The sequence below is a fragment of the Brucella pseudintermedia genome, assembly GCF_008932435.1.
GTDB classification, from domain to species: Bacteria; Pseudomonadota; Alphaproteobacteria; order Rhizobiales; family Rhizobiaceae; genus Brucella; species Brucella pseudintermedia.
The window spans coordinates 129,982-144,836 of sequence record NZ_WBWE01000010.1; the positions used below are offsets into that span (position 1 = coordinate 129,982).

Here is a 14,855-nt window from a genome sequence, read left to right on the forward strand (position 1 = left end):
TGAAATCAGTCAGTGTTGTTCGACCTGGAGGAGGTAGACATGAGCAAGAACCGTGGCGTCGTTTATTTGCGGCCCGGGACAGTCGAAGTACGCGATATTGAAGACCCCGTGTTGGCCGCACCGGATGGGAAGAAGCTGGAACACGCCGTTATATTGAAGGTAATTTCCACCAATATTTGCGGTTCAGACCAGCATATGGTCCGCGGACGCACTACTGCCATGCCCGGCCTTGTGCTCGGTCATGAAATTACCGGCGAGATTATCGAAAAAGGCAGCGATGTTGAAATGCTCGACGTGGGCGACGTCGTTTCGGTGCCGTTCAATGTCGCTTGCGGACGTTGCCGTTGCTGCAAATCCCAGGACACCGGCGTTTGCCTGACGGTCAACCCGTCGCGTGCAGGTGGCGCGTATGGATATGTCGACATGGGCGGGTGGATTGGCGGGCAGGCCCGCTATGTCATGGTTCCCTATGCGGATTTTAATCTGCTCAAGTTCCCCGATCGTGAACAGGCGATGGAAAAAATCCGCGACCTCACGATGCTCTCCGACATATTGCCAACCGGTTTTCACGGTGCGGTCAAGGCTGGTGTCGGGGTCGGTTCGATTGTTTATGTCGCGGGCGCAGGACCGGTCGGACTTGCCGCTGCGGCATCCGCACGTCTCCTGGGAGCTGCGGTGGTCATGATCGGGGACTTCAACAAGGAGCGTCTAGACCACGCGCGCAAAGTTGGATTTGAGCCGATTGATCTTTCGGCCAGTGACCGTCTAGGTGACATGATCGCAGAGGTTACCGGGAGCAATGAAGTCGATAGCGCTATTGATGCCGTCGGTTTCGAAGCACGTGGTCACAGCGGCGGCGAACAACCCGCTATTGTGCTTAACCAGATGATGGAGATCACCCGCCCGGCGGGAGCTATCGGTATTCCGGGGCTCTATGTCACCGAAGATCCTGGTGCGGTGGATAATGCTGCAAAGCAGGGCAGCCTCTCCTTGCGCTTCGGCCTCGGTTGGGCCAAGGCGCAGTCGTTCCATACTGGGCAAACGCCTGTGCTGAAGTATAATCGCCAGCTGATGCAGGCTATCCTGCACGGTCGCCTGAACATAGCCGATATTGTCAACGCCCAGGTCATATCGCTCGAAGATGCGGCAAAGGGCTATGAAAGCTTTGATCAGGGTGCTGCGAAGAAATTTGTTCTCGATCCTCATGGCTTGGTGAGCAAGGCCGCCTGATCCAACCTTAATTTCGAAAGCACGAGGAAAGGCGCCCATTTGCGGCGCCTTTTTTGCAGGAACTGATTGCTCGTCTGTAACGTTACAGATTCCCAAATTTCCGTCGTTTCAAGAACAGCCCGCTTGAAGTTGGCGCATGGGAATATGCTTCCCTTAGAAAAAAATGCAATGCGAAAAAGCGCGTGAAAACAGCCAGATAATTCGCTTCTGGATGTCAAATTTATGAAGCTGCTGATTAGGGGACTTGCAAGCAAGGCCGATTTGGATACCATATCTGTAACGTTTCAGATTTGGGAGGATATGGAATGTTACCTGAAAGAGCAAAGATGCTCGCCGCATCGGTTTGTCTGGCTATGACAACGTTGACAATGACAGGTTCGGCCTCGGCGGCCAATCTTGAAGTCACACACTGGTGGACATCCGGCGGTGAAGCTGCCGCGGTCAAGGTTCTTGCCGAAAAATTCGATGCGCTCGGCGGCGATAAATGGGTCGATGGAGCGATTGCCGGTAGCGGCTCCACTGCGCGCCCGATCATTATCAGCCGAATTCTGGGCGGTAATCCAATGGGGGCGACGCAGCTCAATCATGGGCGGCAGGCTGAAGAGCTGGTGCAAGGTGGCCTGATGACGGACCTGACCGAGCTTGCCCAAAAGGAAGGCTGGGCTGATTTCATCCGCCCCAAGAGTCTTCTGGAATCCTGCACCTATGAAGGACGTCTTTATTGCGTGCCGCTGAATATTCACTCGTGGGAATGGATGTGGATCAATCCGCAAGCCTTCCGCGATGCCGGAACCGAACCTCCAAAGACCTGGAATGATCTCGTCGCCGCGGCTCCCAAGCTGAAGGAAAAGAACATCGTGCCGCTGGCAACCGGTGACGGCTGGCAGGTGAATGGCATGCTGACAGTCCTGACAACCGCAATCGGCGGCAAAGACCTCTATCTGAAGGTCAACAAGGACAAGGATGCGGAGGCTGCGCGCAGTCCGGAAATGAAAAAGGTTTTCGAAGCGCTGGCGCAAGCCCGCTCAATGGCTGACGCGGGTTATGTCGGGCGCTCATGGAATGAGGCCACCAATATGGTGCTGACCGGACGCGCAGGAACGCAGATCATGGGAGATTGGGCGCAGGGCGAATTTGGCACCGCAGGCAAGGTTGCCGGTAAGGACTATGACTGTTTGCCTGGCCTCGGCGTCCATCAATATCTGGATACTGGCGGCGATGCGATCTACTTTCCGAAGAACAAGGACCCGGAAGTTACAAAAGCGCAGGTGAAGCTGGCCAGCATGCTTGTCTCCAAGGACACGCAGGTTGCCTTCAATCTTGCCAAAGGTTCTTTGCCGATCCGTGGCGATGTAGATCTGGATGCGGCTTCGAGTTGTATGCGCGCAGGCATCGAAATTCTGAAGAACCCGGAGAACATCGTTCCGTCGGTGGAGCAATTGCGCGCACCGGATACACAAGGGCAGATCGAAAGTCTCGCGGCTGAGTTTTTCTCTAATCCTGACATGACGGTTGATGACATCCAGGAACGTTTTGCTGAGATTATCGAGCAGGCCCAATAGTTTCGGGTCTGGTCTCGCGCTGTCGATGAGGGATGACGTCGCGGGGCGTCCGAAAACCGGACAGGGAGGATATCATCATGGCCGTTATGGAAGAGGTCAACCGCCGAAAGCCGCCGGGAGTATTGCGCAATCTGAATGCAAAGGTGGCAGCACTCCCCATGATCGCGACGGTTCTCGTGGTCTTTATTGGCTGCACGCTTTGGACAGTCGTCTATTCCTTCACATCTTCCAAATCGTTGCCGATGTTGAACTTCATCGGCTTCGATCAGTATACGCGTCTGTTTTCAGCAACCCGCTGGCATGTGTCGGTGCGTAATCTGGCGATCTACGGCGTCCTTTGCATGGGCTTTTCTCTTGTGACGGGGTTTGTTCTTGCGGCGCTGATGGATCAAAAAATCCGCTTCGAAAACACGTTCCGCACGATCTTTCTATATCCTTACGCCCTGTCGTTTATCGTGACGGGTCTTGTCTGGCAGTGGATATTCAATCCTCAGCTAGGGCTGGAGAAAGTCATTCGCGATATCGGTTTCGACAGTTTCCAGATGGCGATCCTATCGAGCCGAACTTACGTCATTTATGCGATTGTCATTGCCGGACTTTGGCAGATGACAGGCCTGGTCATGGTTTTGATGTTGGCCGGACTGCGCAATGTTGACGACGAAATCTGGAAGGCTGCGCGGGTTGACGGCATTCCGAAATGGAAAACCTATCTGTTCATCATTCTGCCGATGATGCGTCCTGTCCTGGTGACAACCATAGTCCTAATCGCGACAGGCATCGTCAAACTTTACGATCTGGTGGTCGCGATGACCAATGGTGGTCCCGGCATCGCATCGGAAGTACCGGCAAAATATGTCTACGACTTCATGTTCGGCTGGGCCAATCTGGGGCAGGGGCTGGCTGCTTCTACAGTCATGCTGACCACCGTTTTGATCATCCTCGTTCCGTGGACGATGCTCGAATTTAGCCGGAGGAAAGCGCGATGACGGAAGCTGTCCTGAACAGGAAGATGTCGACTGAAACTCAATCGGTAGCCGCCGAACCCCGTTCGGTACAAAGCCAGGCACAGCCATGGGGGCGCAAGCCGAAACGGCGCTTCGCGCCTGCCACCCTCATGCTTTACAGCATCCTGTTCGTTGCTGCGGTCTATTATCTGCTGCCGCTCTACGTGATGGTCGTGACATCCCTTAAAGGCATGCCCGAGATACGGCTTGGTAATATCTTTGCGCCGCCTGTCGAAATCACATTCGAACCGTGGATCAAGGCCTGGAGCCAGGCATGCACCGGCCTTTATTGCGAAGGGATAAGTGCAGGCTTCTGGAACTCGGTCAAGATCACCGTTCCGAGTGTGATCGTTTCCATTGCGATTGCATCGGTCAATGGCTATGCGCTGGCAAACTGGAAGTTCAAGGGATCGGAAATCTTCTTCGCGGTCCTGCTGTTCGGGGCATTCATTCCGTATCAGGTCATGCTCTATCCGCTCGTTATCATCACACGTGAGCTGGGAATTTTTGGCACGCTGACCGGGGTTGTCTTTATTCATACCATTTTCGGCATGCCGATCCTGACACTGCTGTTCCGCAATTATTTTGCTGGCTTGCCGCCGGAATTATTCAAGGCCGCCCGCGTGGACGGCGCCGGTTTCTGGCGAATTTTCTTTCAAATCATGCTGCCTATGTCGCTGCCGATTTTCGTTGTTGCGATCATTCTGCAGGTGACCGGTATCTGGAACGACTTTCTGTTCGGCGTGGTGTTTGCCGGAACGCAGAATTTTCCGATGACCGTGCAGTTGAACAATATCGTCAACTCCATGCAGGGCGTGAAGGAATACAACGTCAATATGGCCGCAACCATTCTGACCGGTGGCGTGCCGCTACTCGTTTACTTCCTCTCGGGCCGTTATTTTGTTCGCGGCATCGCCGCTGGCGCAGTGAAAGGATGAGGTCATGAGTTCAAGCGTTTCCATTCAGGACCTGTCGCTCGCCTTCGGCTCGGTAAATGTGCTGCAAAATCTCAATCTGGAAATCGGGGAGGGCGAGTTCCTCGTGCTTCTCGGGCCCTCAGGCTGCGGAAAATCCACGCTGCTTAATTGCGTGGCGGGTCTTCTCGATATTTCCGAGGGAAGCATTTTCATCAAGGGGCGCAATGTTACCTGGGATGAGCCGAAGGATCGCGGCATCGGCATGGTGTTTCAGTCCTACGCACTTTATCCGCAAATGACCGTCGAAAAGAACCTTTCATTCGGATTGCGCGTGGCTGGCCTGCCCAAAGGCGAGATCGACAAACGTATCAAGCGTGCTGCCGAAATTCTCCAGATTGAATCTTTGCTGCAACGCAAGCCCTCGGCATTGTCTGGCGGTCAGCGTCAGCGTGTTGCGATCGGTCGCGCACTGGTGCGTGATGTGGATGTGTTCCTGTTCGATGAGCCGCTTTCCAATCTCGATGCAAAATTGCGCTCTGAATTGCGGGTCGAGATCAAACGTCTTCATCAAAAGCTCGGTAACACAATGATCTACGTTACCCACGACCAGATCGAAGCCCTGACATTGGCGGACCGCATTGCCGTGATGAAAGGTGGCGCGGTGCAGCAACTGGCTGACCCGCTGACAATCTACAACCGCCCGAAGAACCGGTTTGTCGCGGGCTTTCTTGGTTCGCCATCAATGAATTTCTTCTCCGGGGAGATTGGTGTCACTGAGGGGAAGCCGGTATTCCGCATCGGGCAGACGGCTGTAGGGCTGGACGGGTATGACGGGACGCCAAAGCCCGGACATAAGGCAACGCTCGGTGTTCGCCCGGAACATGTCAGGCTTAACACGGAGGACGGCTTTGAAGCGACCGTTGATCTGGATGAGCCGATGGGGGCCGACAGTTTGGTTTGGCTTCGCCTGAACGGGCATGCCTTGTCCGCGCGGGTGGAAGCCGGAAAGCGCTATCGGGCAGGCGAAAGGGTCAGGATCGGCTTCAAGCCCGACGCCCTGTCGCTCTTCGATGCCCAGACGGAGGAGAGGCTTTAGATGAACAGAGAACAACGCTCCCCTTAGAGCCGCCGGCATAAGGTCGCATCGGATGTGAGTTGACGGATTGAAGACGGCTTTGATCCGCATGGATGGCTTTTGCCGAAAAAACCAACACAATTTTGGAACGAGTTCGAAGGATACGAACATGAACGGATATTCCTATCAGCTTTACAGCTCCCGCAATTTCCAGCCGTTGGAGCGAACACTTACAATGTTGCGTGATCTCGGCTACCGCCGCGTGGAGGGATATGGAGGGATTTATGGCGATCCCGTTCGATTAAAGAAGGAACTCGACACATTTGGACTTTCCATGCCTACCGGCCATTTTGGTCTGGATATGCTGGAAAGCGAAGTGGGCCGCGTGTTGGAGATTGCCAAGATTGCCGATATGAGGGCGATCTTTTGTCCTTATCTCGATGCAGATCGCCGCCCTGATAGCGTGACTGGCTGGCAGGAGTTCGGGCACCGCCTGGCTGCGGCTGGCGAGCCTTATCGCAAGGAAGGTTATGCGTTTGGCTGGCATAACCACGATTTCGAGTTTCGGCCCTTGGCGGACGGCTCCGTACCTCAGGAACACATTCTAAACGCTTCGCCTGATCTGGCCTGGGAGGCTGATATTGCCTGGATCATTAAAGGTGGTGCCGACCCGCTTGAATGGATCGAGCGTTATGGAGATCGGATACTGGCAGTTCATGTGAAGGACATAGCCGTGAATGGCGAAAAAGCTGACGAAGACGGTTGGGAAGATGTTGGTCACGGAACCGTCAACTGGGCTGCCTTGTTTGCCGCTTTGCGCAAGACACCTGCCCGTTATTTCATCATGGAACACGATAACCCATCGGACGATAGCCGGTTTGCGAGCCGTTCCATCGAATCCGTAAGAAATTTCTGAGTTGGAGAGCGAAATGACCAGGACACTTGGTGTCGGGATTATCGGTTGCGGCAATATATCGGCTGCATATTTGCGGTTGTCTCCCATGTTTCGAAACATCGAAATAAGGGCATGCGCCGATATCAATTTGGCGGCGGCCAATGCGCGTGCAGAAGAGTTCGGCGTGAAGGCCCAGACTATCGAGGAACTGCTCCAGAACGACGATATCGAAATCGTCGTCAACCTCACCATTCCGGATGCCCACTATGCCGTAACCAAGAAGATACTGGCCGCTGGCAAACATGCCTATTCGGAAAAGCCGCTGGTTCTTTCAATGGAACAGGGGCTGGAACTGAAAGCACTTGCCGATGGCCGCGGCCTCAAAGTCGGGTGCGCCCCAGATACCTTTCTCGGCGGCGCGCACCAACTGGCGCGGCGCGAAATCGATAGCGGTAATGTCGGTCGCATCACTTCAGGCACATGCCATGTCATGAGCCACGGGATGGAGCATTGGCACCCGAACCCGGACTTTTTCTTCAAGCATGGCGGTGGCCCGATACTCGATCTCGGACCTTATTACATAGCCAATCTCGTCAATCTTATCGGGCCTGTGAAGCGGGTCGCAGCTTTGACTTCCATGGCGACACCGACGCGGACGATCAGTTCCGAGCCGCGCAGGGGCGAAACCATTCCCGTGGAGACGCCAACGACTATTCACGCGCTGCTGGAATTCGAACAAGGTGCAACAATAACGCTTTCTGCGAGTTGGGATGTGTGGGCGCACCGCCACGCCAACATGGAACTGTACGGCACTGAAGGATCGCTCTATCTGCCGGACCCCAATTTTTTCGGCGGAGAAGTTCAACTGGCAAAGCCGGGCGAACCAGTCGAAACCGTTGAGAACTGGGAGCATCCCTTTGGAATCGCGAATGAACAGCACTCGCAAGGGATGATGGCGAACTATCGGGCAGCGGGACTGGCAGATATGGCTGCCGCCATTTTGGATGGTCGCGAACTGCGTTGTTCGCTGGAACGCGCACTGCACGGGGTCAACGTGATGTTGGCTATTTTGAAATCGGGCGAAGAAAAGCGTTTCGTCGATATCGAAACCCGTTGCACGCGGCCGGAGGCACTCGATATAGCCGCCGCAGAAGCCTTGCTACGGTCGGCAGACAGCAGGAAGAAACGGGCGGCAAACTGACTTTGCATCGCTCCTCCCGAGCGATTGGAGGCTGTCTCGATCTTGCGGGATTGGGATGGCCTCCACCCATTTTATCCGATCGTTTGCAAGGACTTGATGTCTTTGCCGTTGATCCGACCAAGGATTGCTTTGCCAAGTTGCTGTCCGGCGAGCTTGAAGCTTTCCTCGACTACAATTAGCCCCGGGCGAAACCAGTGCAAAATCTCGGTTGACTGTTTTGCTGCGACATCGACTTCATTGCCAATGTTCATTCCAGCATCTTCAATACCAGCGACGAGTGCTAACGCAGCCGCACTGCCCGAGCAGATGATGCCGTCTGGCCGGTCAGTCCTTTTCATTAATTGAGCGACGTGCAGCCGCAAATCGTCAAGCGGCGTATCGAGATCTACCCCTTCAAGGGGTGATCCGCTGCATTGAAAGGTACGCAGCCCCTCATAAAATCCACCCACCATATGGCGGTAATAGGTGAGGTGTGCCGGCGGTGTCAGCAGGGCAAGCCGTTTTCGTCCAAGCTTCGACAGTTTACCGACCATCTCCAGGGCAAAAGTGAAATTATCAAAGTCGTGATAAGGATGCTCAATGCCCGTATCGGTGCGGCCGTGAGTGGCGAACGGAAAATCATGTTCGGTCAGATAATGAACGCGTTGGTCATCCGGTTCTGTGCGTGAGAATATAATTCCGTCGGCTGAGCCTGTCTCGACGATATAGCGGATAGGTTCAATCGGCGCCCGCGAATGAAAATAGGGCGTCAGAATGAGATGGTATTGCGTTTCGGCAAGTACATCCGCAACACCGTGAATGACCTGACTGGTGAACCCCATAATTTCATCCTGCGTATTAAGAACCAGCGCAATGACATTTGTTTTGCCGGTTCGCAGGCGCACGCCGGCACGATTGGGGCGATACCCGATCTGCCTCGCGATCAATTGCACACGTTTGCGGGTTTCGGGCCCAATTTCAGGCGCATCCTTCAAGGCTCGCGAAACCGTGGTTACGCCCAGACCAGTCATGAATGCGATTGTCTTCAGCGTGGGACGTTCATTTTCCAGGAACGATTTGGCTGGATTTTGCGGCTTGGAAACCGTCGGGCTCCGTTTTTCACTCATGCGCATTTCGTCCGGCGGCGAGGAACGACGTATATAGGCGAACGATAGAAATCGCTTTATCTATCAATAGCTTGTTTTGATGGGCTTGTCATCTTCTATGAAACAATATCGCTGACTTCCGATATTATTCTGGACCGAATTTTTCGCGCGTCGTGCGCGCACAACTTCATATTCCCGGGGCCCGGAACAGTGAACCCTTGTCTGTTGGAAAGACTTCTTCCGAGGCGCTGTTTTAACTGGAATGTCATGGTATTAATTCAGTATAACAAGACAATTTTTGAGATGTCATGATGGAGTCGGTAGACGCATGTGGGAACCTATTTTGGAAATGCGCAAGGGCGTCACCAAGCACCGACTTCTGACAGAAAAAATAGTCGATGATATTGAAAAGGGCATTCTTCAACCCGCCATGCGTATGCCGACCCATCGGGATTTGGCTCACAAGCTTGGGCTCTCGGTGCAGACGGTCAGCATCAGTTACAAGGAGGCTGAACGGCGTGGTTATCTGCGTGGCGAGGTTGGTCGGGGAACATATGTCTGCAACCGGGTGACGGAGCGAGCGGACCGGTTCATGCTGGACCGGGATCCTAGCGGAACGGCGGACCTTTCGATTATTCGGGCGGTTTATACAGAAGCGCATGAGAATGCTTCGCGCCGTCTGCTCGAAGAAATGAGCCATTCGGACAATGCGAGTTTCATGCGTCCTTGCCGTCCGATAGCGGGATTGGATAGGCATCGTGCTATCGCACGCGATTGGCTGGGCGATCTGTCGGTGGATGTCGATCCGGGCCGGATCATCATCACCAATGGCGCTGCACATGGGCTGTTTCTCGCGGTTGCTGCCGTCGTTCAGCCCGGGGAAGTCGTGCTCACGGAAAGCCTGACCGACCATGGCATCATAGGTCTTGCCAATGTGCTCGGGTTTACTCTGCGTGGGCTCCCGATTGATGAACAGGGCATTCTACCCGATGCTTTTGAAACTGCCTGCAAGGCTGGTGACGTCCGTGCGCTTGTGATCATCCCGACACTGGGCAATCCGACCAGCCATCTGATGGGCGCAGGGCGCCGCATTGCCATTGCGGAAATCGCCCGGCGATACGGCGTCTGTGTTATCGAGGATGAGGTTTATAAACCCATCCTTGAAGATAAATTGCCCTCAATGCCGGAGTTGCTGCCTGATCTTGGCTTCTTCGTTACAAGTTTCACCAAGACAGTGATGACCGGCTTGCGTACGGGCTATCTCGTTGTTCCGACGCAATATTCCATCCGGGTCACATCCATTCTGCGCGTGACAAGCTGGAGCGGCGTCAATCTCATGGGTGAGATGGCGAGCCGCTGGATCGAGGACGGCACGGCGGCGGAATTGATTAAAATCCAGCGCAGCGAGCTGCGATCCCGGCAGGCGCAAGTAACCGATATTCTGGGTTCGAATGTGGCGGGCAGCAATCCGTTATCGCTCTGCGCCTGGCTGAAAATTCCTCGCAACTGGTCTGAGGATGGACTGGTGCGCGCACTTGCCAGCAAAGGTGTTGCTGTCACGCCATCGGACCCATTTGTGGCCGGTGCCGACCGTGGGAGTGGCGGTATTCGCATCTGCCTTGGAGGAAGGCTTTCTCGCTCGGCTTTGCAGACGGCACTTGAGACCATCCGCGAGACCTTTGCGCAATTGCCGCCTGTCTACGATGTGGGATCGATCGCCTGAAAGCCAGTTTCTAAAGCACCGAACGCAGGAACTCTTTGGTGCGTGCCTCGCTCGGGGTCTGGAATATCTGTTCCGGCGTGCCTTGCTCGCAGATACGCCCCTTATCGAAAAAGCAAACGCGATCAGATACTTCCCGGGCAAATCGCATTTCATGCGTGACAAGGAGCATGGTCAGGTCATGCTCCTGTGCCAGCCCGCGAATGACTGACAGCACTTCGCCCACGAGTTGTGGATCAAGAGCGGACGTGGGTTCGTCAAACAACAATACGCGTGGGCGCATGGCAAGCGAGCGGGCGATGGCGACACGTTGCTGCTGGCCACCTGATAGTTGTGAAGGATAATGGTCCTTCTTGTCGGTCAAACCCACGAGGGAGAGCAGGTCGAGTGCGCGGGCTTCCGCTTCGGCGCGCTTCATGCCCAGAACATGAATTGGGGCTTCGATGATGTTTCGCAGCACCGACATGTGCGGAAACAGATTAAAGCTCTGGAACACCATGCCGACATGCGACCTGATCTTGCGCAGATGGGCTTCGCTGGCCTGAAAGTGACCTTTGCCGTTCGGCTCGTGATAGGACATGTCTGCAAGCTGAAGCGTGCCCTCCTGAAACGGTTCCAGCGTCATGAGGATACGAAGAACCGTCGATTTTCCCGAGCCCGAGGGGCCGATAAGGGTAACTTTTTCGCCTGTTCTGACGGAAAAATTGAAGCGATCCAGTACGGTCAGCGCTCCGAAGCGCTTGGTTACGTCCTGAAAGCGGATAATTTCCTGGGTCATTTGAGAGCGATCCCGTTTTTTGGAAGTGTACGTTCGAGCAGGCGTATGAGTGCCGAGCAGATCAAGGTCAGGGCGAGGAAAATCAGGCCCACCATCGACAGAGGCACCAGATATTCAAAGGTGCGGTCGCCAATCAGATTGGCGAGGTTCAGCATGTCGACAATGCTGACCACCGACAGCACGGGCGTCTCCTTCAGCATGGAGACGAGGTAATTGCCCATGGCCGGGATGATCCGGGGTATGGCTTGCGGAATGACGATATCGCGATAAGTGCGCCAGGGCGTGAGATTCAGCGCGCGTGCTGCTTCCCATTGTCCGCGCGGGATGGCTTCGATGCCGCCACGATAAACCTCTGACGTATAGGCTGAATATTGAAGACCAAGAGCCAGGGCGCCAGTCAGAAAGGCAGGCAGCACGATGCCGTAAACCGGTAGCACATAATACAGGAAAAACAGCTGTACCAGCAGCGGCGTATCACGCAGGAACTCAACCACAATTGTGGTTGGCCAGGAGATAATCTTGTATGGACTGCGGCGCAAAAGCGCAAAGACAAGGCCAAGGACCAGTGCAATTGCAAAGCCCGTGGCAGCGGCTTTCAAAGTCACGGTGAGACCAATCGCCAGAATTGGCAGAATGGAAATCGCGAACGAGAGAGTGGACGAGGTGTCCCAGGCATAACCGTAGATCATGCAAAACCTCCAGCCATGGTCTGGCGTCTCAGACGCCGCTCCAGCCAGCGAATGGCTGCAGCCAGCAAGAGCGCCATTGCGAAATAGCCGAGCAGGGTCAGTGAGTAGATTGTCACGCTGTCCAATGTCAGGTTTCGCAGGCGTTGCGCTTGGAAGGTCAGGTCGCTGATCGCAATGAGCGAAGCAAGGGCGGTGTCCTTGAGATTGTGGATGGCAAGATTGCCGAAGGCCGGCATCATTTCGACCACCGCTTGCGGAAGGATGACATGAAACAAGGTATGGCCCCTGCTGAAATTGAGCGCTCGGGCGGCTTCATGTTGCGCTTCCGGCACCGCCTGTAACGCACCGCGAACCACTTCTGCGCCGTAGGCACCGATATTGAGTCCAAGGCCCATGATGCCGGTTGTAATCGGATCGAACGAAATACCGATCAGCGGCAAGGCGTAATAGAGCCAGAAAAGCTGCACGAGCAGCGACGTGCCGCGGAATATCTCGATATAGATCACCGCAATCGTGGAAAGGATCGGCCCACCTGCGAAACGGGCAATTCCGGCGGAAAATGCCAGTACTGTGCCGATAGCCATCGAACTGAGGGCAAGAATGGCGGTAATTTGCGCTCCCTTGAAAAGGGCGGGAAGATATTCCGTCCAATGCATATGATCGTCTCCCGGTTGAGATGAGACAATGCCCGCCGAGCCGTGAACGGTTCGACGGGCAGCAATTCAGCTTACTTTGCGTTGCATAGGCTGGCTGTATCCACCGTTCGTGCCGCTTCTACGCTTTCCTCACTAAGCCCATAAGTCATCAGGATTTTCTTGTAGTCGTCAGTCTTCTTGAACTCGATGAGCGCCTTGTTGAAAGCTTCATAGAACTCCTTGTCTTCCGGACGGAAGCTGAACGCGCCGAAACTTCTGGCAGACTTGCCGTCGACAACCGGGTCGGTGAACGGATGCGCCTGTTCCAGTTCCGGTGAATTTTCGACCAGCTTGGCGACCGTCAGTTCAGTTGCGGCATAGGCGTCAGCACGTCCGGTCTGGACCGTCGATGGTGCATCGGCATTGCCCTGGATCATGACGATCTGGGATTCATCGATGCCCATTCCATGCAGGAAGTCGATCTGGTCAGCACCGGAAACGATCGCGACTTTCAGCGATGGGTCTTTCTTGATGTCCTCATAGGAATGAATGTTTTTCGGGTTGCCCTTGGGAACCAGAAGACCTTCACCGTAACTCGAATTCGCAACGGTGAACTGGACCTGTTTGCAGCGGTCCGGCAGGACATTCTGCTCGGCGGCGACAAACTCGAACCGCTTGGCCTTTAGGCCGGGAATGAGCGAGCCGAACGGAGTAACTGTCCAGTCGATTTCCTCAATTCCAAGTTTCTTGAAGATTGCGGCGGCGACGTCCGGGCCTATACCCTTGGCGGCGCCGCTCTCGTCCATATAACCGTAAGGCACTTCATTGGCCGTCGCTCCGCGAACAAAGCCCGCACCCTTGAGATCATCAACGGTGACAGCTTGTGACGGAAGCGAAAGGGAAAAGACCGCAGCTGCAGAAAACAGAGCGGAAATTATATGACGTTTCATGCGCATCGTGTTCACTCCTCTTTATGAATGCCGGTTGTTTTGTTGTCCGGCTTGTCAGTTGGCGTTATTGATCGGCTTATCCCGGGGACGGCTCCTCGCTGATCGTGGCGATGACCGACAGGCAATCCCCCATTTTGATGAGACCAGGAAAGTGCCGGGCTGCGAGAATTCCATCGAGCGCGGCGCGGTATTCCTGTGGAGCGACACCTGTGCGGGTTACAGTATGGACGCGCGCAATGACGTCGCCTTTGCGTACTTCCGCTCCGAGATCGACCAAAGGTTCAAGCAAACCTTCGGTATCGGCAAAACCGAAGCATTCCTGCGACGGCATATCGAGCCACGTTGTCGGTGACAGCTCCACCTCTCCTTGCAGAATGCCTGCGTGGCGCAAAAGGTTGCGAATGCCGCGCTTGGCTATGGAAGCAGTGCGGGCAGAAATCGTGCCGCCGCCGGAAAGCTCTGTCGTGACAAACACCTTGCCCGCTTCCTCCGCTATCGTGTCGTACATGCCGACAGCATCAATCTCGATCATTCGCATCGAGAAAGGAGCCGAAAAGGCTTTGACTGCCGCAAAGCAGCGGAGCTCCTGCGCCGTATCGGGCAAGGCGTGTGCGGCTGCATAGGGCAGGAAATCGAGGGTCCGCCCACCGGAATGAAAATCCATGACGATATCGGCCGCTGGCAGAAGGTAGCGGGTGAAATAGTCGGCAATCTTTTCGGTAACGGTGCCATCCGGACGCCCGGGGAAACTGCGGTTGAGATTGCCCTTGTCGATGGGGGATGTTCGCGTTCCCGCAAGAAAGGCAGGGTAGTTCATTGCTGGAACAATGATGACCCGCCCCCTGATCTCTTCCGGTTTCAGATTGGCTGCGAGATCATAAAGAGCGACCGGCCCTTCATATTCATCGCCATGATTGGCGCCGGTCAATAGGGCGGTAGGACCATCGCCGTTGCGGATCACACAAATCGGCAACATCAGCGATCCCCATGCGGAATCGTCTCTGGACCACGGCAGACGCAGATGTCCGTGCTGAATGCCGTCGCGGTTGAGATCGACGGTAGGCGTGATCGGGGAGGGACGTGAAGGGGGCGAGGTGTGCATCATCGCAGCGTC

14 protein-coding genes are annotated in these 14,855 nt (G+C 55.0%); 8 read left to right on the top strand and 6 right to left on the bottom strand.

Going from position 1 to position 14,855, the window contains the following annotated elements; translation table 11 throughout:
- Positions 1-39 precede the first annotated feature (39 nt).
- The 7 genes from fdhA (at position 40) to F9K78_RS14185 (ending at position 7,884) form a co-directional block, all read left to right on the top strand.
- Positions 40-1,230 (top strand): formaldehyde dehydrogenase, glutathione-independent, encoded by a 1,191-nt coding sequence (fdhA, locus tag F9K78_RS14155; protein ID WP_121985125.1) that lies wholly within the window; start codon positions 40-42, stop codon positions 1,228-1,230.
- Between the two features lie 305 nt (positions 1,231-1,535).
- A complete protein-coding gene (locus tag F9K78_RS14160; RefSeq protein WP_208851921.1) occupies positions 1,536-2,792 on the top strand; it encodes an ABC transporter substrate-binding protein in 1,257 nt (418 codons plus the stop codon).
- 77 nt (positions 2,793-2,869) lie between these two features.
- Positions 2,870-3,778 (top strand): carbohydrate ABC transporter permease, encoded by a 909-nt coding sequence (locus F9K78_RS14165; RefSeq protein WP_121985123.1) that lies wholly within the window; start codon positions 2,870-2,872, stop codon positions 3,776-3,778.
- A 23-nt stretch (positions 3,779-3,801) separates the two neighbouring features.
- Entirely contained in the window at positions 3,802-4,734 is a 933-nt protein-coding gene (locus tag F9K78_RS14170) for a carbohydrate ABC transporter permease (protein ID WP_162929780.1), read from the top strand.
- A 4-nt stretch (positions 4,735-4,738) separates the two neighbouring features.
- On the top strand, positions 4,739-5,809 hold the full coding sequence (locus F9K78_RS14175) for an ABC transporter ATP-binding protein (protein WP_121985121.1): 1,071 nt from the start codon (positions 4,739-4,741) through the stop codon (positions 5,807-5,809).
- Positions 5,810-5,957: 148 nt separating this feature from the next.
- The gene (locus tag F9K78_RS14180) at positions 5,958-6,704 is read left to right on the top strand and encodes a sugar phosphate isomerase/epimerase family protein (protein WP_121985242.1); all 747 of its coding nucleotides are present in this window, start codon (positions 5,958-5,960) and stop codon (positions 6,702-6,704) included.
- Positions 6,705-6,717: 13 nt separating this feature from the next.
- On the top strand, positions 6,718-7,884 hold the full coding sequence (locus F9K78_RS14185; RefSeq protein ID WP_121985120.1) for a Gfo/Idh/MocA family protein: 1,167 nt from the start codon (positions 6,718-6,720) through the stop codon (positions 7,882-7,884).
- A 71-nt stretch (positions 7,885-7,955) separates the two neighbouring features.
- Here the strand turns inward: F9K78_RS14185 and F9K78_RS14190 are convergent, their stop codons facing one another.
- Entirely contained in the window at positions 7,956-8,990 is a 1,035-nt protein-coding gene (locus tag F9K78_RS14190; protein WP_174813360.1) for a LacI family transcriptional regulator, read from the bottom strand.
- A 307-nt stretch (positions 8,991-9,297) separates the two neighbouring features.
- Here F9K78_RS14190 and ehuR point away from each other — a divergent pair, with 307 nt between their 5' ends.
- Positions 9,298-10,692 carry a MocR-like ectoine utilization transcription factor EhuR gene (gene ehuR, locus F9K78_RS14195; protein WP_121985118.1) on the top strand — a complete coding sequence of 465 codons (1,395 nt, stop codon included), beginning with the start codon at positions 9,298-9,300 and terminating at the stop codon, positions 10,690-10,692.
- A gap of 10 nt (positions 10,693-10,702) precedes the next feature.
- On the opposite strand, the gene ehuA is transcribed toward ehuR, so the two are convergent.
- The 5 genes from ehuA to doeB form a co-directional block, all read right to left on the bottom strand.
- On the bottom strand, positions 10,703-11,467 hold the full coding sequence (gene ehuA, locus F9K78_RS14200; RefSeq protein WP_121985117.1) for an ectoine/hydroxyectoine ABC transporter ATP-binding protein EhuA: 765 nt from the start codon (positions 11,465-11,467) through the stop codon (positions 10,703-10,705).
- Positions 11,464-12,156 carry an ectoine/hydroxyectoine ABC transporter permease subunit EhuD gene (gene ehuD, locus F9K78_RS14205; RefSeq protein ID WP_121985116.1) on the bottom strand — a complete coding sequence of 231 codons (693 nt, stop codon included), beginning with the start codon at positions 12,154-12,156 and terminating at the stop codon, positions 11,464-11,466. Before ehuD ends, ehuA begins: the two co-directional genes overlap by 4 nt.
- Complete coding sequence (gene ehuC / locus F9K78_RS14210) at positions 12,153-12,812, bottom strand: ectoine/hydroxyectoine ABC transporter permease subunit EhuC (protein ID WP_121985115.1); 660 nt, start codon at positions 12,810-12,812, stop codon at positions 12,153-12,155. The genes ehuD and ehuC overlap by 4 nt, the downstream gene beginning before the upstream one ends.
- 71 nt (positions 12,813-12,883) lie before the next feature.
- Positions 12,884-13,747 carry an ectoine/hydroxyectoine ABC transporter substrate-binding protein EhuB gene (gene ehuB / locus F9K78_RS14215; RefSeq protein ID WP_121985114.1) on the bottom strand — a complete coding sequence of 288 codons (864 nt, stop codon included), beginning with the start codon at positions 13,745-13,747 and terminating at the stop codon, positions 12,884-12,886.
- A gap of 70 nt (positions 13,748-13,817) precedes the next feature.
- Positions 13,818-14,846, bottom strand: a complete 1,029-nt coding sequence (gene doeB, locus F9K78_RS14220) for a N(2)-acetyl-L-2,4-diaminobutanoate deacetylase DoeB (RefSeq protein WP_121985113.1) — start codon at positions 14,844-14,846, stop codon at positions 13,818-13,820.
- Positions 14,847-14,855 lie beyond the last annotated feature (9 nt).